The organism is Pandoraea commovens (assembly GCF_024704525.1).
In the GTDB taxonomy this organism is placed as follows: domain Bacteria; phylum Pseudomonadota; class Gammaproteobacteria; order Burkholderiales; family Burkholderiaceae; genus Pandoraea; species Pandoraea commovens.
The window spans coordinates 1,315,286-1,335,426 of sequence record NZ_CP102780.1 but is presented as its reverse complement, the minus strand read 5'-3'; the positions used below and the strand labels follow the sequence as shown (position 1 = coordinate 1,335,426).

Here is a 20,141-nt window from a genome sequence, read left to right as displayed (position 1 = left end):
CTGACAGCACAAACACTTCGCAGTCCCTACCATGGAATCACCTGCCGACGCCGTGAGAGGCGCGGATTGTGGTCTCCGTGCGCACGCCGCGCTATAGGCGTCCGATGTGCGCTAAATGACGGAATCGCGGACTCCCCGCAGAAGCACCTGAACTAACCCAACACTGAGGAGTTGTTTATGAACTCGGATCTGATCAAGGGCAAGTGGAACCAGCTCAAGGGCGAAGCGAAGAAGCAGTGGGGCAATCTGACCGACGACGATCTGCTGAAGATTGAAGGCAATCGCGACAAGTTCGTCGGTGTTATCCAGGAACGTTACGGCAAGGCCAAGGCCGACGCCGAGAAGGAAGTCGACACCTGGAACAACCAGCACAAGCTCTGGTAAGCCAGCGTCGCTCGCGTGAGCCATGTCAGCCGGGAGGCTGGCGTGGCCCTTCCCTCCCCGCTCGCGCGTCCTATGCGCTTCGGACGACATCATCTCTCCAAGGAGAAATCAAAATGAAACGATTGATCGCCATCGCACTGCTTTCGGGCTTCGCACTCGGCCTGGCCGGTTGCAACACCATCCACGGCGCAGGCAAGGACGTTGAAAAGGGCGGCGAAGCCATTCAGGGCGCAGCCGACCGCAACAAGTAACGCGGTATCGACCGGCGTCTAACCACACCGGCGCGCAGTACCCGAGAGCATCGACATCCCCCCGAATACGCGACGCACGGCGCATAGCTCATTCCCCATGCCGTCCGGGCGTCGCCTCCATGCTTGCCCAATCCCCAGACTAGGAGGACTTTGAGATGTCACATCGAATCGCTATGAACGTCCTGACCTGCGCCTGCATCGCGGCGGCAGGCATGCTCGGCACATCGGCGGCCAGCGCCGCCGATGCTGCGGCCAAGGACCGTTACGACGCTGCGCAGAAATCGGCCGAAGCCGACTACAAGGCATCCGCTGCGCGTTGCGACGACATGAAGGACAACGCGAAGAAGATTTGTGTGGAAGACGCGAAGGGCAAGGAGAAGATCGCCAAGGCCAACGCGGAAGCTGACTACAAGCAAACGCCGAAGGCCCGCTACGATGCCGCCGTCGCCAAGGCAGACGCCGATTACAGCGTTGCCAAACTGCGTTGCGACGACAAGAAGGGCAACGACAAGGACGTCTGTGTGAAGGATGCTGACGCCGCCAAGACGAAGGCCTACGGCGACGCCAAGGTCATGCGTACGAGCCGCGAATCGTCCAAGGACACCATGGCGGCACGTCAGGATGCCAACGCCGATGCCAACAAGGCCCAATACAAGGCCGCGATGGAGCGCTGCGACAGCCTCGCGGGCAATAGCAAGGACAGCTGTGTGGCCGACGCCAAGTCGCGCTACCACCAGTAAGCACAAGTGATCATCGACTAGAACGACAGCAGGTTTAGCAGGGAGGAGGAGGCGTCACGGACCGTCACCACGGGTGAGCGCCGGACGTCGGCACCGGGCGAATGTTGCGCAAGCGGCATTCGCCCGGTGTTTTTGCGCCACAGGCCGGGCACACCATGTAAATGAATGTAACAAGTGTCGCGCGCCGCAGGCGGCGGGCCACCCCGGGACTTGGGGGGCGATGTCAACCGAAACGAGCGCAAAGCGTTGATTCTGAATAGAATAGAGGCCTTAATTTCACGTTTGGCGGCCGCTTTTCTACGCCCGAACGTTCCCCACACCGGATGGCTTCGCATACTTTGCAACAATTGCGTTACGCCCGCGTTTCGGAACTTCAGTAAAGTAAAGCCAAGGAATCTGACGAACCAGGGTGCCGGCGGGCACCGGGCGCGTCGAACGGCATGGTGCCGTTCGGGTGCCGTCATCAGTACGCTGCCAAGTCCGCAGGAGAAATGTCATGAAAACCAAGTTTGCCGCCCTTGCCATCGCCGGGGTCGCGCTCGCCGCGGGTGCGATCGGGACGGCGCAGGCACACGTTTCGGTCGGAATCGGTATTGGTGTACCGCTGATCGCACCGGCTCCGGTTTATGCACCGGCACCGGTCTACGTTGCGCCGCCTCCGCCGGTCTACGTCGCGCCGCCGCCAGTCTATGTCGCCCCGGCCCCGGTCTACTATGGCCCGCCGCCAGCGTATTACGGTCGCCCCTACGGGTATGGCTACGGCCACGGGCGCGGTTACTGGCGTCATGGCCGCTGGTACGGCTATTGATCGACGGCCGGACCGGCTTCGCTGAAACAAAACGCGCTGCCGACTGAGAAGTCGGCGGCGCGTTTTGCTTATGAAAGAGGAAAGTCTCCGGCGGAGCTCAGCGCGCCACCCGGTATGCAATCCGGAAGCCGCCCCAGTGACGTCCGTTCACATAGATCGGAGCGGACGCATCTTTCATCACCACGAACTCCCCGCCGCCCATATCTCGCCGATACGTTTGCAGCAACAGCGGCTTGGTGTTGCGCCCGGCCGCCGCCCCCGTCCGGTCGTTAAACAGACGTCGATTGCGACAGTGCGCGGCGTTCCACACGGGATCGTTCGTCGGCGCTTGCGAGAACTTGCGATTGTGCGTCGGCAGATAGCCGTTTTCATCGACCGCCGCACAGAACGTGATGCGCTCGTTCATGCCGAGCAACGGTTCCTGAATCGCAGGCAACGTCTCGTCCGTAAAGCGTGTAAAGCGCGCCATCAACTGCTGTGGGTTCGAGCCCGGAATCGGTTCGTAGCGACGATCGAACAACTCCTGCTCGCTGATCTTGCCCTTCGCGAGCGCCGCTTCGAAGCTTTCGCCGACCTGTCTGGCCGCGCGACGCACGGCCCGAATGAACGGCGTGTCCTCCGTCTCGACATCCGCCTCGGCAATCAGACCGATCAGATGCTCCGACACCGACAGCAAACCGTTGATCCGCTCGCGCGCACTCTCGACATGATCGGCGGAATGCGTCACGCCATCGGCCATTTCGTCGACGTGTGCGGCGAGCGTGTTGCATTCGTTTTCGATGGATTCACTCGCCTGTGCGATCTGTCCGGCCTGACGGTCGAACGTATCGAGCGCCGTACCGGCTGTCTCGATGACGCTGGCGATGGCGCGAGTGCCTTCGCGCGCGTCGTTAGCGCGCGCGACGTTGGCGTTGCTCTCACGCATGAGACGCTCGGTGCGCTCGCTGAGCGCCGCCAGCGTGTGTTCGATCTGCTGCGTGGCCTCGGCCGTCTTGCTCGCGAGCAGCTTGACCTCGGTTGCCACCACGGCGAAGCTGCGTCCCGCCGCCCCGGCCCGTGCGGCTTCGATGGCGGCATTCAGAGCGAGCAGATTGGTCTGACGCGCGATGACGGAGATGCCTTCGGCAACCTTGCCGACGTGATCGAGCGCTTCGCGCAGGCCGGAGATTTCGTCCGCCATGCCGGAAACGCCTTCGACAAGTCCGTGAATCGACGCGAGCGACGCATCGGCCGTACTGCGCGACGCCGAAATTTCCGCACTGGCACGATCGGCCACGTCGCGGGCTTCGCGCGCCGCCTCGGCAATCCGCTGATTCCCTTCGCTGGTATCGGTCGCGGCGCGGCGAAGCTCCTGAAACACTTCGGCCTGACGCTTGATGCGAACGGCGATTTCGTCGACGTTGCCCGCGATATCGCACAACTCCACACCGAGGGTGCCCGCGTTGTCCGCCACCTCGTTCATGATGTTGACGGTCTGCCCCGCTCCCCTTGAGCGCGTGAATAGCCCCATCGTCAGTCTCCTCGCATCTCTGATCTGCTTGTTATGACGAGGGCGAGACGGTCGCCGGAACTGCCAAAAACGTAAAACGCCGGATAGACGTCTGCGCCACACGTATGGGTATCTTTTTTACCCGGTGTCGAAAAGTATAACGGGAGAAAAAACGGCGGACTTGAGGGTTTCTTCGCGTGATTCGTCCCCGTTTTCTCTATTTTTCGACGTTTATAGGGGCACCCTCTCACGCAAGGCTTACGCGGGACTTACTGCCGGGCACGACGCCCCCTTCAAGGACCTCTCAAGGCCCTTTCAATGCCCCTGCTAACGCATCGGCCAGTGCCACGACCAACCCGCCCGCGTCGCGGCGGCGCAGCAACGCGACTTCGCTGTCGGCATTCGCGTCGTCGAGCGCAACCCGGCGCACATCCGGCCCGGCGAGCGCCGCCAGGCTCTCGGGCACGATCGCCACACCGAAACCGGCGGCGACCAGATTGACGAGGGTCGCCTTGCGCGAAGTTGCCGGAGCCGCCGCCGGAAAGAAACCGTGTTGCTGACACAGTTGCGCGACCCGGTAGCTCAGTCCACCGCGCTCGCGATGCGGCAGCGACACGAACGGCTCGCCAGCGAGCGCCGCCACGCTCACTGATGCCACATCTGCCAGCGCATGATCGCTGGCCACCAGTAGCAACAAGCGCTCACGCGCAATCGTCTCGCAAACGAGCGACGGCGCGGGGCGCAGCACGGGCAATCGCACCAACCCCAGGTCGATGCGCCCGGCTTCGACCTCGTCCTGTTGTTGTTCGGACGACAGCGTCGAGACATCGACGGTGACGCCCGGGTTCGCCTGCAAATGGGCACGCAACGCTACCGGCAGTCCCCCGGCGAACGGCACGGAACTGGAATGCGCGAGCCGCACGGTGCCTTGCTCGCCGCGCGCCACACTGCGCGTGAGCGCGACGGAGCCTTCGAGTTCGGTCAGCACGCGTCGCGCTTCGGTAACGAACGTCCGCCCGGCGGGGGTGAGCGTCACGCCTTTCGACGAGCGTTCGAGCAACACCGCCTGCAACTCCTTTTCAAGTTCGGAGATCTGGCGACTCAACGCCGACTGCGCGACGAACAGACGCTCCGCCGCCGCGCTGAATCCGCCCGCGTCGACCACTTCCAGGAAATAACGCAACTGCCGCAGCGACACCATGACCATGCCGTTTCGAGATCGAACATCGCCACATTCTATATTGGCGCGACGCCTGCACGCGGCCCTATGCTGACGGAAAACCCGCGTGCTCTCAGGCCTGTACGCCAGCACGCTCCGCATCGAATCTCAACGCCGTCACCATGCTCACCACGCTAACCACCTCTGCGCTCGACTCACTCGGCTCACTGACTGCGGCCCTTCCCACACCCGGCCACTGGCTGCTGATGAGCGCAGCGCTCGTCGTCGCCTATGTGATTTTCGGCATCGCGGGCTTCGGCACGGCGCTCGTCGCCAGCCCCCTCCTGGCTTACGCGATGCCTGTCGCGCAAATCGTGCCGATGCTCGCCCTGCTCGACTTCAGCGCGGCATCGGGTAATGTCCTGCGCAATGCCCGCGCCGCCGACATGAGCGAGTTGCGACGTCTGCTGCCCGCCATCGCGATCGGCAGCCTCGCGGGCGGGGCGCTGCTGTTGCGGCTGCAACCGGAGGTGCTGCTTAAGGCGCTGGCGTGGTTCGTCTGCGCATATGCGGTGTTTTCGCTGATCGGGCCGCGCGCGAAATCGCGTCTGTCACAGTCATGGGCGATTCCGTTCGGGACGGTGGGGGGGATGTTCGGGGCGATGTTCGGCAGCGGGGGCTTCGTCTTCGCCATCTATCTGACGAGTCGTCTGGAGCGCGTGGAGGCGATGCGCGTAACGCAGGCGACGCTCATCGGCTTCAGCACGCTCGCGCGCGCCGTGCTGTTCCTGCTGGCAGGTGTCTACGCCAACATGTCGATGCTGGTGACGGCCGTCTCGCTCGTCCCCGCGATGATCGTCGGTATGTGGCTCGGCAAGCACATCACGTTGCGGCTCTCTCGGCAACAGTTCGTGCGCGCGGTGAATTTCGTGGTGCTGGTCGCAGGCATCGCATTGCTGATACGCAGCCGGTAAACATCGCGCCAACAAGCGGGTATGCAGGTATGCTGACGGCCATTCTTACGCGACGCTCCGCTCATGTCTCTGCCCGCCCTGCTAGTCTTTGGCGAAGCCCTCACCGATCTGATCCGTCAACCGGAGAGCGACGGCCGCCAATGGATCAGCCGTGCGGGCGGTGCGTGCTGGAACGTCGCTCGGGTGACGGCGGCGATGGGCGTGGCGACTGGCTACGGCGGCGCCATCAGCACGCATGCTCCGTTTGGCACCGAATTGCTCGCGCTCTCCCGCGAAGCCGGGCTGGATGAGCGCTACTGGCAGGCCGTCGATGCGCCACCGCTGGTGGCTGTCGTGCACCGGCACGATCCGCCCGCCTACTTCTTTTTCGGTGAAGGCGCGGCCGATCTGGCATTCGATCCGGCGGCCTTGCCCGTCGGCTGGCAGGATGCGGCACGCATCGCGCATTTCGGTTGCATCAGTCTCGTTCGGGAGCCGCTGGCGAGCACGCTACTCGCGATGGCGCAGACGTTGTACGATGCCGGTGTCGCGATCAGCTTCGATCCGAATCTTCGGAATCTGATGGGGCCAGCGTACTTCGCCACGTTCACTCGCATGGCGAGACTCTCTACGTGGCTCAAGCTCTCAGTCGAAGACTTGCGCGGCCTCTACCCGACATATACCGACGACGACGCCCTCGCCGACATCCGTCGCATCGCCCCGCAAGCCCAGATTCTGTTGACGGATGGGGCGCGTGGCATGCGCTTGCTACTGCCGGACGGCAGTGCCCTCGTCCAACCGGCGTTCAACGTCGAAGTGGCCGACACCGTTGGCGCAGGTGACGCGGCTATCGGGGGCTGGTTAGCCAGCCTGTCCCGAGTGCCGGACGCGCCGCTCGCCGTCCATTTGCGCCGTGCTGCGGCTGCCGCCGCGCTGGCCTGCACCCGCACTGGTGCGCACGCGTCCGGCTGGGACGATGTCGAAGCGCTCGCTCGAACCTGACTTCCACCGCGATTCGAACGCAAGCGTCGAGTCAATCATCCGAATACTGGCTATGATGAGAGCCAATCATCACCCCAGCCGATACATTCGACAATATGACGCCCGACCAATTGCTGACCTTCGCGACGGTGGCCGAACTCGGCAACATCAGCCATGCGGCGCAGGCGTTGCACCTGTCGCAGCCAGCCGTTTCCGGCCAATTGCGGCTGTTGCAGGAGTCGTTCGGCGAGCCGTTATACCGGCGTGACGGACGCGGTATCCGTCTGACCGCCGTGGGCGAGCAGGTGGCCGTCTACGCGAACAAGCTGCGTCAGGATTACCGTCAGGCGATGGCGTTGCGCGACAGCTTGCGGGGACTGGAGACGGGCGCGCTGCGCATTGGCGCAAGTACGACGCCCGCGAGCTATCTGCTGCCATACGTCATCGCAGAATTCCATCAACGCTACCCGGCGGTCGCGCTGCATATCATCGACGGCAACACGAGCGAGATCGTGGCGCAGCTCGACCGGCTCGACGTCGCATTTATCGAGGGCGCGGTGCCGCCGGGGTTATCGCCGGAGATTGCGGTACGTCCTTGGCGCGACGACGAGATCGTGGCGATTGCGCGCGCCGATCATCCGCTCGCACAGCATCCCGAGGGCGCGTCGCTGCAAAGCATTGCCGCCTATCCGCTGATCATGCGCGAACCCGGCTCCGGGGTGCGAGCACTGGTGGCGCGCGCCTTCTCGGTATCGGGACTGGAGCCGCGCGTGGCGCTCGAACTTGCGGGGGTGGAAAGTATCAAGGAAGCCGTGCGCGCGGGCATGGGCGTGGGCTTCGTGTCGGCCATGTCGATGCGGCATGAAGACGCCGCGCTTGCCACGGTGCGTATCGATCCGCCGCACGGCCTCAAGCGTCTGCTCACCGCGCTCGTGCCGCATGCCGACGCGTTGTCGCGTCCCACCGAACGCTTTCTCGCGCAATGTTTTGCAGGGGACGCCACCGATCCGGCCCCGATGCGGTGACACGTGACAACGACCCCATCGTGCGCTGCACGGCACTCGTCGCATCGCGAACCGGATCGGCGCGTCAGGCCGATCTCCTACGACCTTATTTGAAATCCCAGGCCATCTGCTCGGCGACCGACGTCGCTTCCGATGACCGCACACACACGTCCAGATAGTCAGTCACGGCAGGCGGCGGAGGCGTGCCCTCGCCGAGCAGACGACGGTTGTCGAACACATAGTCGAGCGCTGCAAAAGCGCCATAACGACGCAACGCCTTCGCCATCAGACGGCTATTGCCATGTCCCAACTGACGCGCCAGCGCAGGCGTCAGCCGGTCGATCTCCGCTTCGCCGATGTGGCGGAAGCGCTCGCCAAGGGGCGCCACACCGCGCGCTCTGGCCAGCGCCGCCTCGATTTCGCGAATCGTGCGCGCACTGCCCTCGCCCGCCGACACGTGATACAGGTCGTGACGCAGTCGGGGCAGGAACGCGAGATCGATGAGCGCATCGGCGCAGTAATCGACCGGCACGACGTCGAGACGGTCGTCAAGCCCGCACGTGAATGCGCCCAGCAACTGCACCATCCGGAACATCCAGAAAATGCTCCCCGATGGCTCGCAGCCGAGGCGCGTATGCCCCACCACGATGGACGGCCGCGCGATCACCAGCGGCAGGCCCGGCCACTCGCTGCGCAGACGCCGTTCGGCCTCCGCCTTCGACGCCGTGTAGGCCACCACCTGATGGTCGGCAAACGCGAGCTCGTGCGATTCCTTCACTACGCCGGACAACGCGTCGCCGCACGCCATGGCGGTGCCGACGTGCACGAAGCGCTCAAGCACCGGCGACGCCGCGACTGCGCGCGCCAGCGCCAACGTCCCGGTCACGTTGACGGTATCGAGTTGCGGATGTGCCGAGAAGCTCGCAATCGCCCCCGCGTGAATCACGTGCGTGACGCTGCGCATGCGCGGGTCGTCGTCGAACGTCACCGGCTGCGCCAGATCGCCGCAAACGATGTTCGCTTCGGTGAGCGTCAGCCGATGCACGGGTGCCACGCGAAAACGGTCCATTGCGGCGCGTACACGGGCAAGACCGTCGCTGCTGGTGCGCGCACGCACGAGCAGCAATAACGACGGACCGAAGCCGTCCTTCAGAAGTTGGGCGACAACGGCGCCGCCCACAAAACCGGTACTGCCGGTGACGAGAATTCGCATGGCGATGGCCTCACAGAACGATATGCGTCGCAGATCGCCCGATCAGAACGTGTAGTCGAGCGTTGCCGCGGCCTGATAGTTGGTCTTGTTGAAGACGATGGGGCTCTTAGCCGCGTTGCCGGTGTAGCGAATCACGCCTCCCGCGACCGTCGTGCTCCAGTGCTTGGTGAATTTGTGCGTCCAGTTCGCCGTCAGGCTCACGCCGTACAGGCCGCCGCCGGGGGCGTACTGACCGAAGCCGGAGTTCAGGCTCTGGTTGGCCGTCACACCGAAATAGGTTTGCGCGTACTTGCCGCTGGCGAAGTGCGCGGTAGCGCCGATGCCGACGGAATCGGCCGCCGACTTGTAGATCACGCTATCGACCGAGAAGCGGTAGATGTTGCCGCGATCGCGGTTGGTCAGCGCAATGTCGGTCGCGACACTCACGACGGCCAGATCGCTGATCGTGTAGCCAGCTTGCAGCGTGGTGAAGAGCGAGCCCTTGATGTTGCCCATGCCGCGCAGCTTCTTCGAACCGGCGTCGAGCCCTTTGGGGTCGTCCTTGCGTCCGCCGTCATACGACAGTGCAGCGGACACGAAGAAGCCCGCGGGCAGCGACAGGCGATAACCGATGCCGCTCAGGCCGATGAACACGCCGATAGGCGTTTGCAGCGCCAGGTTCAACGCGGGCGTCGCACGGTATTCGTCGCTGCCCATGTAGCGCGGCGAGACACCGACGCCACCGCCAAGGGTGAATTCGTAGCCGCTGTCCGCCGCCTTCGTGGGCAGACTCTGGTCCGGCTGAATGCCGCTGTATCGGGTCGGCTCGACAGCTAATGCGGGCGATGCGACACCCGCGAACAGCACGCCCGCCGCCACTGCCATGAGAGGGTGCAAATGGCGATTGCCGCAATGGCTTCGGTGGGCGCGAAGGCGACGGAGGGGGCTGGCGAGACGGCTTTTCATGGCACTCCTACAAAATTCGATGAGTTTCAGTAGTGGGAACTTGGAACTTGGCATTGCAATCTGCGGATGGATCGCAAGTTGAACGCATGGTAGGCAAGAAGCCTTCGCGTGGCTGTTATCCGATTTAGGAGAGTTGTGAACAAATGTTTTCATTTGTTCGAAGGTTTGAAACGCCCGCCTGGCGGGCCTCCAGGGCAGTAAAATGCGCCTCACGGGAGTGCTGCCGGCCGTCGGACGCGGAACGCCGGACGTGGAAAACCGGGCGGCACAGAAAAATTGACAGGAATAACGACCATGTATCGAGTCTTGCTGGTCGAAGACGATGCACGCCTTGCCGCGCTCGTTACCGAATATCTGCACGCTTACCGCTTTGAAGTGATGGTCGTGGGCGACGGCTCGCGCGCGCTGGAGCGGTTTCGCGCGTTTTCGCCGGACATCGTGATCCTCGATCTGATGCTGCCGGGAATGGACGGCATGGAAATCTGCCGCCAGTTGCGCGCCGTGAGTACCACGCCGATCCTGATTCTCACTGCACGCGAAGACACCTACGATCAGGTGGCGGGGCTGGAAGTCGGGGCGGACGACTACGTCGTCAAGCCGGTCGAGCCTCGCTTGCTGCTGGCGCGGCTTCGAGCGCTGTTACGGCGTGTCGTGCCCAGCACCGAGCTGGAACTCGAGAACGACGACGGACTCGCGTTCGGGCAATTACGCATCGTGCCGCGCGACCGCATGGTGTTCTGGCGCGGCGCAACGGTCGAGCTCAAGTCCAATGAGTTCAGCCTGCTCCTGATATTGGCGCGCGGTGCGGGGCGAGTGGTCACGCGCGACGAGATCCTTCAGCAGTTGCGCGGCATCGAATTCGACGGCATCGATCGCACGGTGGATGTGGGCATTTACCGGTTGCGCAAACGCTTCGAAGACACTGACGGTGAACCCCAGCGCATCAAGACCGTTTGGGGCCGGGGCTATCTGTTCAGCCCCTCGGCCTGGGAAAGTTGAAGGGAAATAAAGGGAGAGTTAGGGCATGTTTCGCGTCCTATTGAAGCTGTACGCGCTGGTCGGTATTTCTATCGTTGCGTCGATTCTGATCATTACCTACACGTTCGGCCATCTGTTTCTGGACACCATGAACAGCTCCGCGCAAAAGCAACTGGGCGGTTATGCGTGGCTGATCAACGAGAAACTCGGTGATATCCCGGAATCCGAGTGGCCGCAGTTCGTCAAAGAATTTGCCTCGAAGACGCAGGACACCCTGACCCTCCAGCCGCTCAAGGATTTCCCGGTAGAACGCGAGTATCTTCGCCAGGATCTCGAAGCGGGGCTGCCGATCGTGAACGGCACCGACGGCGAGCACTACGCCATGCGCCTGCGCAATTCGCAGTGGGTTCTGACGTCGGAAAGCGGTACCGATCTGAGCATGAAACAGATCAATTACCTCGCCTATGCCGTGGTGGCCATACTCATGCTGATCTCCGTGTTGACCTGGGTGCGTTGGTACTGGACGGATCTGAAATCGCTCAATCGTGCGGCAATTCGCTTTGGCGAAGGCGATTTCAGCTCACGTGCCAAGGTGTCACGCTTCTCGAATCTGACCGCGCTGGTGCGCGTGTTCAACACCATGGCCGACCGTATCGAGCGGTCCATCAAAGCGCAGAAAGACATGATCAATGCCGTGTCGCATGAATTGCGCACGCCGATTGCGCGACTGGATTTCGGGCTGGAGATCTTGCAGCAACGGCGTCAGGAACCGGACGCAGACGACCGGATCAACGCCCTCAAGGGCGACATCCGCGAGCTGGACGAACTGGTGACGGAGTTGCTTTCGCTGGCCCGACTCGACCAGATCACTGCGCCGCCGATGCGCCAGACGGTGTCGTTGCGCCTGATGTTCGACAGTCTTGCGGCGAATTGCACGGAGGTATTGGCGACGCGCTCGATTGCCCTGGACATCGCGGCCGAGCCGGGCGCGGATCGTGTGGAGGTGGAGCCCAAGCTGATGGCACGTGCGGTACAGAACCTGCTCAACAATGCGATGCGGCACACGTCACGACGCATCGTCTGCGGCGCGCGGGCGTGCGAGAACGGCGAGGTGATGATTTACGTGGACGACGACGGCGAGGGTGTCCCGCCCGCTGAGCGTGCCCGCATCTTCGAGCCGTTCCACCGATTGGACAGCAGCCGCAATCGCGCGACGGGCGGCTTCGGCCTGGGCCTGGCCATCGTGCGGCGCATCGCGCTACTCCACGGCGGGCGCGTGCGCGTCGACACCTCGCCACTCGGCGGCGCCCGCTTCACGATCACGTTGCCTGCACCGCCCGCCTGAAAGCGCACAATCTTCGTGTCGCCTGCGTTGTTTATTTGCAGAAACCGCTGTGAACGTTTGAGTTTTTGCAAATAAATAACGCAATTCCCACATCCCCTCTGCCTGCCCGGCCCCCTCCTCCGCCGTTGAGTATCTAGCAAGTCCCCCTCTTTCGGATGACGACACATTGTCATGTTCGCGACATGTTGGCCGCTTACATTGGCGGCTCAATTTAATCCCAAAGAGGACCTTGAAATGAAACCCAACCTCCGCATCGCGGCGGCAGGGTGCTGCCTGGCGTTCGCCAGCAGCCTGCCCATGCCCGCTCTGGCCCAGTCAAACGTTCAGCTTTACGGCTTGATCGACTCGGGCGTCGAATTTCTCACCAACGCCGATAAGAACACCGCTGGCAGCGCCGTGAACCTCACGCGCGTCACGTCGGGCAACCTCGCCGGTTCGCGCTGGGGCCTGAAGGGCACCGAAGATCTCGGCGGCGGCAACAAGGCGTTGTTCCTGCTCGAAAACGGCTTCAACCTCGGTAACGGTCAATCGCTTCAGGGCGGCCGCGAGTTCGGTCGTCTGGCCTACGTCGGCCTGTCGAACAAGTCGTTCGGCACCGTCACGATCGGCCGCCAGGGCGGTGTGTTCCTCGACTGGGTCAGCAAGTTCAACCCGCTCAACAACGCCGTCTACGCCATCAAGATGCAGGACACGGCGTTCTCCGACCGTCTCGACAACAGCCTTCGCTACAGCGCCAAGCTCGGCGACTTCGAAGCGATGGTCCAGTACTCGAAGGGCTACGACGACGTGAGCTTCGGCGCGGCTAGCACCACGCCGGGCGACAATCGTCGCGCACAGGTCGTCGACGCCGGCGTGCGCTACGCCAACGGCCCGCTCTCGTTCGTGATCGCTTACGACCAGAAGAACGGCGGCTCGACCCTGCCCAATGCAGCCATGACCTCGAAGGTCGGTGGTTATGAAGGCAACATGGATCGCCGTATCGCGGCGGCGGTGCAGTACTCGCTGCAAAGCGTCGATCTGTACGTCGGCTACCGTTACCTGAACGCCAAGGCCATCCACCTCTCGGCCCTGAACAAGAGCCCGGTGGAAGCATCGAGCTACTACTGGATCGGCTCGACGTGGCACGCCACGCCCGCGCTCGACCTGTCGGCCACGGCCATGTATCAGGACTTCTACGGCACGAACCGCGACCCGCTGTCGTTCCAGGTCAGCGCCGACTACAGCTTCTCGAAGCGTACGGACGTCTACGTCAACATGGGCTACGTCGTGAACCGCAATGGCTCCGATCTCGGTCTGAACGGCTTCGGCACCAACGTCATCGCTGGCAAGAACCAGTTCGGTACGATGGCCGGTATCAAGCACACGTTCTGATGACGAGCGACGCTCTGCCTGCGCCGCAAGGCGTCGCTGTGTCGCTGCGCGCGCTGCACCAGACTTTCGGTGCGGCGCGCGTGCTCGACGGCATCGACATCGATGTCCCGGCCGGCACCACGACCGCTTTGCTCGGCCCCTCCGGATGCGGCAAGAGCACGCTGCTCAAACTGCTCGCCGGTCTGCTCGCCCCCACTGGGGGCGAAATCCGTTTCGACGACACCGTGGTCGCCAGCGCCAGCGTCTGTCACGCCCCCGAATTGCGCTCGCTCGGCATGGTCTTTCAGGACTACGCCCTGTGGCCGCACATGAGCGTGGCCGCCAACGTTGCATTCCCGCTTGAGATGCGCGGGGTCAAACGCACGGAGCGCGCCGAGCGCGTCGAAGAAGCGCTCACGCTCGTTGGCCTTGCCGGTCTCGGCGCCCGGCGTCCGCAGGCGCTCTCCGGTGGCCAGCAGCAGCGCGTTGCGCTCGCGCGCGCTATCGTCTCGGCCCCGCGTCTGCTGCTGTTCGACGAGCCGCTATCCAACCTCGACCGCGATCTGCGCACGCGTTTGTGCGCCGATATCGGCGCGCTGCTCTCGCGCCTTGGCACCACCGCCGTCTATGTCACCCATGACCGCGAAGAAGCCGAGGCGTTGGCCGACCAGATCGTGATCCTCGCCCACGGGCGCGTTGACAAACGTATTACGAGGTAGCCCATAATGCTCCACCGCAAAATTATCGCGACACTCACCATGGCCTTTGCTGCAAGCGTTGGCGTTCAGCACGCGCACGCGCTGACCGTCTATACCGCCGGCCCCGGCAACCTCAGCAAGAAGCTCGCTGCGGGTTTCGAGAAGAAGACCGGTATCAAAGTCGATGTCTTTCAAGCCACGACCGGCAAGGTGATGGCGCGCATCGAAGCCGAACAGGCCAACCCGCGTGCCGACGTGCTCATCTCGGCCTCGTGGGACACCGCACAGGATCTCGAAAAGCGCGGCTGGCTCGCCCCGTTCCAGAGTGCCAACGCCTCGCGCGTGCCAGCCCCCTTCAAGACGACGCATTACGTCGCGCAAGGCCTCTCCGCGCTCGGCATCGTCTGGAACGCCAAGTCGGGCACGCCGGAACCGCATGACTGGCGCGATCTGACCAAACCCGCGTATCGCCATCTCGTGACGATGCCGGACCCGGCCCTCTCGGGTGCGTCCGCCGACCTGTTGCTGGGTCTGCAAGCGCGTCTGGGCGGCGAAGCATGGAAGCTCTTCGACGATCTGAAGCAAAACGATATGGTCGTGTCCGGCCCGAATGCTCAGGCGCTCAACCCGGTGCTGCAAGGCGCGAAGGCTGCCGTGTTCGGCGCGGTCGACTACGTCGCCTATGCCGCCGCCGCACAGGGCGAAGCCGTGAAGGTGATCTTCCCGACGAGCGGCACGGTCATCGCACCGCGTCCGATGATGATTCTGAACACGTCGAAGCAGCAGAAAGAAGCGCGTCAGTTCATCGATTACGTGCTCTCGGAAGAAGGCCAGCAGATGGTCGCTGAAGCGTGGCTGATTCCGGCACGCGAAGACATCGCCATCAAGCGCGCTTCGTTCAGGGATCTGCGTCTGTTGCCGCAAGGCGACGCGCAATCGTCGAGCACCTCGCGCGCCGATGTTCTGGCACGTTTCGCCAAACTCAACGGCCAGCACTAACGGTGAAATCGCTCCGACTACTGCCGACGGCGACCGTTGCAGCGCTCGCCGTCGTGGTGGCATTGCCGGTCGCGTTCGTTCTGTTACAGGCTATCTTTCCGCATCTCGCGCAGGGATCGTTCGCGGATCCCTTCTCCGCTGTCTGGCCCACGCTGTCGCACGACAGCACGCTGCCGCTCGTCACCAATACGCTGAGACTCGGCGTGTCGGTGGCGCTCGGCACGGCGCTGGTCGGTGGTGCGCTCGGCGCGGTGCGCGGCCTGTTTCACGTACCGGGCGCGCGGCTCTGGGATCTGTGCTTCCTCCTGCCGTTTCTGGTGCCGCCGTATCTCGCGGCGCTGGGCTGGATGTTGTTGCTGCAAACGGGCGGCTACGCTCAGCAGCTCACCGGCATGGACGCCGGACAGTTCCTGTTCTCGCTGCCGGGCCTCGTGTTCGTGATGACGCTCAACATCTTTCCCGTCGTCTACTTCGCGGTGTCCCGCGCGCTCGCGACCACCGGCTCGCGACTGGCAGACGTTGCCCGCGTGCATGGTGCGTCCGCGTGGCGTGCGTTTGCACGGGTGACGCTGCCGCTCGCGCTGCCGGCGTTCGCGGCCAGCCTGCTGCTCGCGTTCACGATGGCTATCGAAGAATTCGGTGCACCTGCCGCCCTCGGCGCGCGCGCCGGTTTCTCCGTGCTGGTCACGTCCATCGAAGGCCGCTTCGCCGACTGGCCGATCGACCTGCCGGGCGCGTCGGTTCTGTCGGTCGTGCTGGCGGTGCTCGCGCTCGTCGCCTTCGTGTTGCAACACCGGCTCGCGGCAGGCAAGGACTTCGAGACGCAGACAGGCAAGCCCATCGCATCGCCTCCACGCGAACTGGGCCGCTGGAAAGGTCTCGCGCTCTTCGGCTTCGCCTTCGTGGCACTACTGGCCACTGTGGCACCGCTGTTCTCGATTCTTGCCACGGCGTTCTCGGGCACGCTCTCGGGTGGCCTGTCGCTCGCCAATCTGACGACGTCACACTTCGCGGCGTTGCTCGGTCAGGGCGCGGAAGGGCTTGAAGCGTTGGCGACGAGTCTGTCGCTGGCGTTGGGCACGTCGCTCGTCACGGGCGTGCTGGGTTTCCTGTGCGCGTGGTGTGTCGTGAAGTCGACGATGCGAGGCCGCGTGCTGATCGACGGCCTGTCGCTGCTGCCGCATGCCTTGCCGGGCATCGTTGTCGGCGTGGGCCTGATCCTCGCGTGGAACCTGCCGTTCTGGCCCGTCACGCCGTACAACACCTGGGGCATTTTGCTGCTGTCCTACAGTTGCCTGCTGCTGCCGTATCCGGTGCGCTACACGAGCGCTGCGCTGCGGCAGACGGCGGCGTCGCTCGAAGCCGCTGCGCGCGTGCACGGCGCACCGGCGGGTGTCGCGCTGCGACGCATTACACTTCCGCTGGTAATGCCCGCGCTCGGCGCGTCGTTGATGATCGTGTTTGCGATTGCGTCACGCGAACTCGTGACCTCGCTGTTGCTCGCGCCTAGCGGCGTGCAGACGGTCTCGATCTTCGTATGGCGTCAGTTCGAGCAGGGTTCCATCGGTCAGGGCATGGCGATGGGCGTCGTCTCGATGGCCGTGAGCGGCACGTTGCTCATGCTGGCGTCGCGTCTGGGGAACAAGCGCGAGCGCGCTGCCTGATCCTGATGCGATAGCACCGAAGGGGCGCGCTGCCGGTCGCCGGTCAGCGCGCCCCTTCTTCATTTCACACGGGACAAGCCGCTATCGATTTAACGACGCCAGCGCAGCGGCCGACGCAGCGGGTGCCGTTGCGGCCCCGTCGCCATCCACACCGGCCCCGCGCCGACCATTGACGAAGGGGTTCCGGACATCGCCTTCGCCTCGTCCTCCTCGTCCTTGTCGACGGTCTTGCTCGTGTCGATAAACAGTGCGGCGACAACGCCCATGCCGAGCAACACCGCCGAGATGGCGAACGGCACGTTGTAGCTGCCGCTCGTCTCGATCAGATAGCCGAACGCCACGGGTGAGATCATTCCCGCGAGACCGAAACCGGTGTTCATCATGCCGCCCGCCGTGCCCGCATACTTGCCCGCGATATCGAGCGGCAAAGTCCAGAGCACCGGATTCGTGATTTCGAGGAAGAAGAACGACGCCGAGAGCAGGAACACCGCCACCATCGGGTCGGACACCATCGTCATCGGCAACAGAAACGCCAGCGATCCGCCCATGCCGACGACCAGCACCGATACACGCGCGAAACGCAGGCGTCCCGTCGCCTTGTAGAGCTTGTCGGACACCACACCGCCCAACGTATCCCCGACCACCCCCGCGAGCAGCGGCAGCGCCGTGAACAAGGCCAGTTGCTTGAGATCGAAGCCCTGCGACTCGCGCAGATATGACGGCATCCACGTCAGATACACCCACAGCAGCCAGCCATAACAGAAGTCGACGAACGTCACGAGCCACATGCGTCGAATGAGCTTGCGCCACGGTGTCGACGCACGCTTGGCACGTTCGCAATCCCCCGGCCGGTAGCCGATCTCGGCCGCTTCTTCCGGCGTAACGCGACGGTGTTGCTCGGGCGTGTTGGTGAACACCTTCATGTAGAGCACGGTCCAGATCAGGCTCACCACCCCCAGCACGATGAACGCCTCGCGCCAGCCGAACGCCACCACGATGGCGAGCACGACCGGCGGCGTGATCGCCCCGCCCAGACGCGCAAAGCTATGCGTAATGCCCTGTGCAAAGCCACGCTCGCCGACGGGCATCCAGTAGGTGAACGCGCGCGTTGCCGTCGGGAACGCACCGCCCTCCCCGATGCCCAGCAAGAAGCGCAACGCAACGAGTGCCGCAATGCTGCCCGCAAAGCCGGTCGCCAGTGTCGCGACGCCCCAGATGAGCGAGAGCACCGTCAGTACGAGCTTGGGTCCGTACCGGTCCGCCAGCCATCCACCGAAGATTTGCATCGCGGCATACGGATAGGCGAAGGCCGAGAACACGAGTCCCAGTTGCACCGTCGTCAGTCCCATCTCCTGTCGGATGAAGGGGCCTGCGACGGCAATATTGACGCGATCGATGTACGAGATGAAATACATCAGGCACATGACTGCAAGAATGATGTGGCGCGTTTTCACGCGACCGGTACGCTTGTCCATGTTGTCTCCTATGTATTTACGTCGCACACGTCATGCGCATGCGATCGTGTCCTGCACCCGGGGAGCGATGGCCCCTCGGGTCGTTACTGTTGCAGCAGCTTGAGTCGTTGCACCTTGCCCGACGGGCCACGCGGCAGTTCGGTGACGAAGCGGAATTCCTTCGGGGTCTTGTAGCGGCCAAGGGTTCGCAGACAGTGTTCGCGCAATGCCTGCACGTCGGCCGACGTGCGTTGAGCGTCGCCCGGCCCACGCAGCACGACAAACGCCACGATCTCCTGTCCATAGGCCGGGTCGGGCACGCCGACGGCGGCCGCCTCCAGCACATCGGGATGCCGCAGCAGCGCCTCGTCGATCTCGCGCGGCGCGATGTTCTCGCCGCCTTTGATGATCAGTTCCTTGGCGCGTCCGGTGATGTAGAAGTACCCGTCGCTGTCGCGATGACCGAGATCGCCGGTGCGCAACCAGCCATCGGCCGTGAAAGCGTCGGCGGTCTCGTCCGGACGTTTGTAGTAACCGCGCATGATCTGCGCACCGCGCAACACCAGTTCGCCGGTCTCGCCTGCGTCGGCTTGCGAGCCGTCGCGGCGTATGACGCGCGCCTCGCCGCCCGACGGCAGACCGACACTGCCGATGCGGCGCATGTGCGCATCGAACGGATTACTGAAAACGGGCGCGGCGGTCTCCGTCATCCCCATCGTCTCGATGATGCCGATGCCGAAGCGCGCTTCGAACGCACGGTGATGGTCGGCGGGTAACGCCGCCGACGCACTGCGGCAAAAGCGCAGCCTGGCTAGCTCAGCACGCGACGGGGCATCGCCTTCGAGCAGATACGCGACGATGGTCGGCACGACGTTGATCCACGAGCACCGCGTTGCGGTCACGTCGCGCCAGAAGGTGCGCGCGGAGAAACGCGGGGCCATCACGACCGATCCGCCGTGAAACAGCGGTGCCAGCAACGTCACCACCAGACCGTTGATGTGATAAAGCGGCAGCGAGGCCAGCACGCGATCCTCATGCGTGAGCCGATGCTCGGCGCTGATGAACGCAGCGTTCGCGAGCAGACTTCGATGCGTGAGTAGCACCCCCTTGGGCACCCCGGTGGTTCCCGACGTGTACATGAGCAGCGCCACGTCGGCGATCACCGGCGAGGCCAGCGATGGCACTGCCGCCATCGACGGGATCTCGGGCAGTGCGGTGGCATCGGGTGACGTGCACACCAGCGCCACCGCGCGCATCATCCCCTGTCCCCGTGCCGCATCCATCGCTTGCGTCAGCGCTGGCAGCATCGCCTCGGAGACGAAGATCAGCCGCGTATCCGAGTGCTCGACAATGTATTGCAGCTGCGTCGGCTGACAAAGCAGATTGATGGGATTGACGATCAGGCCGCTGTACATCGCAGCGAGGATCACGCGTGCCGACTGCGGACCGTTGCCCATGCACACAGACACGATGTCGCCTGCGCGCAGGCCAGCCGCTGCAAAACGCCGCGACAGTTCCCGGCAGTCGTCGCGCAACGCACGGAAAGTCAGCGGCACGGCTTCGCCACTTTCATTGCCGCTTTCATTGCCATCATTGAGCGCCAGCAGGTACGGACGCTCGCCGTGCGTGTGCGCCTGCCGCTCGATCAGATCTCGCAACGTGCTTGCGTTAGCGGCGGGCGATTCATGCGCTGCGGCAAGGGCGGCGGAGACAGGGTTCATGGGCG

The 20,141-nt window shown here is 63.8% G+C and carries 19 protein-coding genes; 13 read left to right on the top strand and 6 right to left on the bottom strand.

Annotation, left to right across the window (positions count from 1 at the left end; genetic code table 11):
- Window positions 1-177 precede the first annotated feature (177 nt).
- From NTU39_RS06565 to NTU39_RS06550, 4 genes are all read left to right on the top strand, one after another.
- Entirely contained in the window at window positions 178-384 is a 207-nt protein-coding gene (locus NTU39_RS06565) for a CsbD family protein (protein ID WP_039400354.1), read from the top strand.
- A gap of 113 nt (window positions 385-497) precedes the next feature.
- A complete protein-coding gene (locus tag NTU39_RS06560) occupies window positions 498-635 on the top strand; it encodes an entericidin A/B family lipoprotein (RefSeq protein WP_039374867.1) in 138 nt (45 codons plus the stop codon).
- A gap of 173 nt (window positions 636-808) precedes the next feature.
- Window positions 809-1,375 (top strand): hypothetical protein, encoded by a 567-nt coding sequence (locus tag NTU39_RS06555; RefSeq protein ID WP_150665225.1) that lies wholly within the window; start codon window positions 809-811, stop codon window positions 1,373-1,375.
- A 496-nt stretch (window positions 1,376-1,871) separates the two neighbouring features.
- Entirely contained in the window at window positions 1,872-2,183 is a 312-nt protein-coding gene (locus NTU39_RS06550; protein ID WP_246184639.1) for a hypothetical protein, read from the top strand.
- 97 nt (window positions 2,184-2,280) lie between these two features.
- Here the strand turns inward: NTU39_RS06550 and NTU39_RS06545 are convergent, their stop codons facing one another.
- Together NTU39_RS06545 and NTU39_RS06540 are read right to left on the bottom strand one after the other, a co-directional pair.
- Window positions 2,281-3,693: a methyl-accepting chemotaxis protein gene (locus NTU39_RS06545; protein WP_150665226.1), complete on the bottom strand. Its 1,413-nt coding sequence runs from the start codon at window positions 3,691-3,693 to the stop codon at window positions 2,281-2,283.
- Between the two features lie 283 nt (window positions 3,694-3,976).
- Complete coding sequence (locus NTU39_RS06540) at window positions 3,977-4,879, bottom strand: LysR substrate-binding domain-containing protein (RefSeq protein ID WP_246184640.1); 903 nt, start codon at window positions 4,877-4,879, stop codon at window positions 3,977-3,979.
- Between the two features lie 134 nt (window positions 4,880-5,013).
- Between NTU39_RS06540 and NTU39_RS06535 the strand changes: the two genes are divergently transcribed.
- The 3 genes from NTU39_RS06535 (at window position 5,014) to NTU39_RS06525 (ending at window position 7,790) form a co-directional block, all read left to right on the top strand.
- A complete protein-coding gene (locus tag NTU39_RS06535; protein ID WP_257959530.1) occupies window positions 5,014-5,805 on the top strand; it encodes a sulfite exporter TauE/SafE family protein in 792 nt (263 codons plus the stop codon).
- Window positions 5,806-5,868: 63 nt separating this feature from the next.
- Window positions 5,869-6,786: a carbohydrate kinase family protein gene (locus NTU39_RS06530; protein WP_257959529.1), complete on the top strand. Its 918-nt coding sequence runs from the start codon at window positions 5,869-5,871 to the stop codon at window positions 6,784-6,786.
- Between the two features lie 95 nt (window positions 6,787-6,881).
- The gene (locus NTU39_RS06525; RefSeq protein WP_150665229.1) at window positions 6,882-7,790 is read left to right on the top strand and encodes a LysR family transcriptional regulator; all 909 of its coding nucleotides are present in this window, start codon (window positions 6,882-6,884) and stop codon (window positions 7,788-7,790) included.
- Window positions 7,791-7,875: 85 nt separating this feature from the next.
- Here the strand turns inward: NTU39_RS06525 and NTU39_RS06520 are convergent, their stop codons facing one another.
- Together NTU39_RS06520 and NTU39_RS06515 are read right to left on the bottom strand one after the other, a co-directional pair.
- Window positions 7,876-8,982: an SDR family oxidoreductase gene (locus NTU39_RS06520; protein ID WP_150665230.1), complete on the bottom strand. Its 1,107-nt coding sequence runs from the start codon at window positions 8,980-8,982 to the stop codon at window positions 7,876-7,878.
- Between the two features lie 42 nt (window positions 8,983-9,024).
- Window positions 9,025-9,927, bottom strand: a complete 903-nt coding sequence (locus tag NTU39_RS06515) for a MipA/OmpV family protein (protein ID WP_257959528.1) — start codon at window positions 9,925-9,927, stop codon at window positions 9,025-9,027.
- A 276-nt stretch (window positions 9,928-10,203) separates the two neighbouring features.
- Between NTU39_RS06515 and NTU39_RS06510 the strand changes: the two genes are divergently transcribed.
- The 6 genes from NTU39_RS06510 to NTU39_RS06485 all read left to right on the top strand — a co-directional run bounded on the left by NTU39_RS06510 (window position 10,204) and on the right by NTU39_RS06485 (window position 16,961).
- Window positions 10,204-10,926 carry a response regulator gene (locus NTU39_RS06510; protein ID WP_373275364.1) on the top strand — a complete coding sequence of 241 codons (723 nt, stop codon included), beginning with the start codon at window positions 10,204-10,206 and terminating at the stop codon, window positions 10,924-10,926.
- Between the two features lie 25 nt (window positions 10,927-10,951).
- Window positions 10,952-12,250 (top strand): ATP-binding protein, encoded by a 1,299-nt coding sequence (locus NTU39_RS06505; protein WP_150665233.1) that lies wholly within the window; start codon window positions 10,952-10,954, stop codon window positions 12,248-12,250.
- A gap of 234 nt (window positions 12,251-12,484) precedes the next feature.
- Window positions 12,485-13,621, top strand: a complete 1,137-nt coding sequence (locus NTU39_RS06500) for a porin (RefSeq protein ID WP_150660053.1) — start codon at window positions 12,485-12,487, stop codon at window positions 13,619-13,621.
- On the top strand, window positions 13,621-14,319 hold the full coding sequence (locus tag NTU39_RS06495) for an ABC transporter ATP-binding protein (protein WP_233328695.1): 699 nt from the start codon (window positions 13,621-13,623) through the stop codon (window positions 14,317-14,319). Before NTU39_RS06500 ends, NTU39_RS06495 begins: the two co-directional genes overlap by 1 nt.
- Window positions 14,320-14,358: 39 nt before the next feature.
- Window positions 14,359-15,297, top strand: coding sequence for an ABC transporter substrate-binding protein (locus NTU39_RS06490; RefSeq protein ID WP_257959527.1), 939 nt, complete (start codon window positions 14,359-14,361; stop codon window positions 15,295-15,297).
- 2 nt (window positions 15,298-15,299) lie between these two features.
- Window positions 15,300-16,961: an ABC transporter permease gene (locus tag NTU39_RS06485; protein WP_257959526.1), complete on the top strand. Its 1,662-nt coding sequence runs from the start codon at window positions 15,300-15,302 to the stop codon at window positions 16,959-16,961.
- A gap of 89 nt (window positions 16,962-17,050) precedes the next feature.
- Here the strand turns inward: NTU39_RS06485 and NTU39_RS06480 are convergent, their stop codons facing one another.
- Window positions 17,051-18,436 carry an MFS transporter gene (locus NTU39_RS06480; protein ID WP_150665237.1) on the bottom strand — a complete coding sequence of 462 codons (1,386 nt, stop codon included), beginning with the start codon at window positions 18,434-18,436 and terminating at the stop codon, window positions 17,051-17,053.
- 83 nt (window positions 18,437-18,519) lie between these two features.
- Window positions 18,520-20,136 carry an AMP-binding protein gene (locus NTU39_RS06475; RefSeq protein WP_257960053.1) on the bottom strand — a complete coding sequence of 539 codons (1,617 nt, stop codon included), beginning with the start codon at window positions 20,134-20,136 and terminating at the stop codon, window positions 18,520-18,522.
- Window positions 20,137-20,141 lie beyond the last annotated feature (5 nt).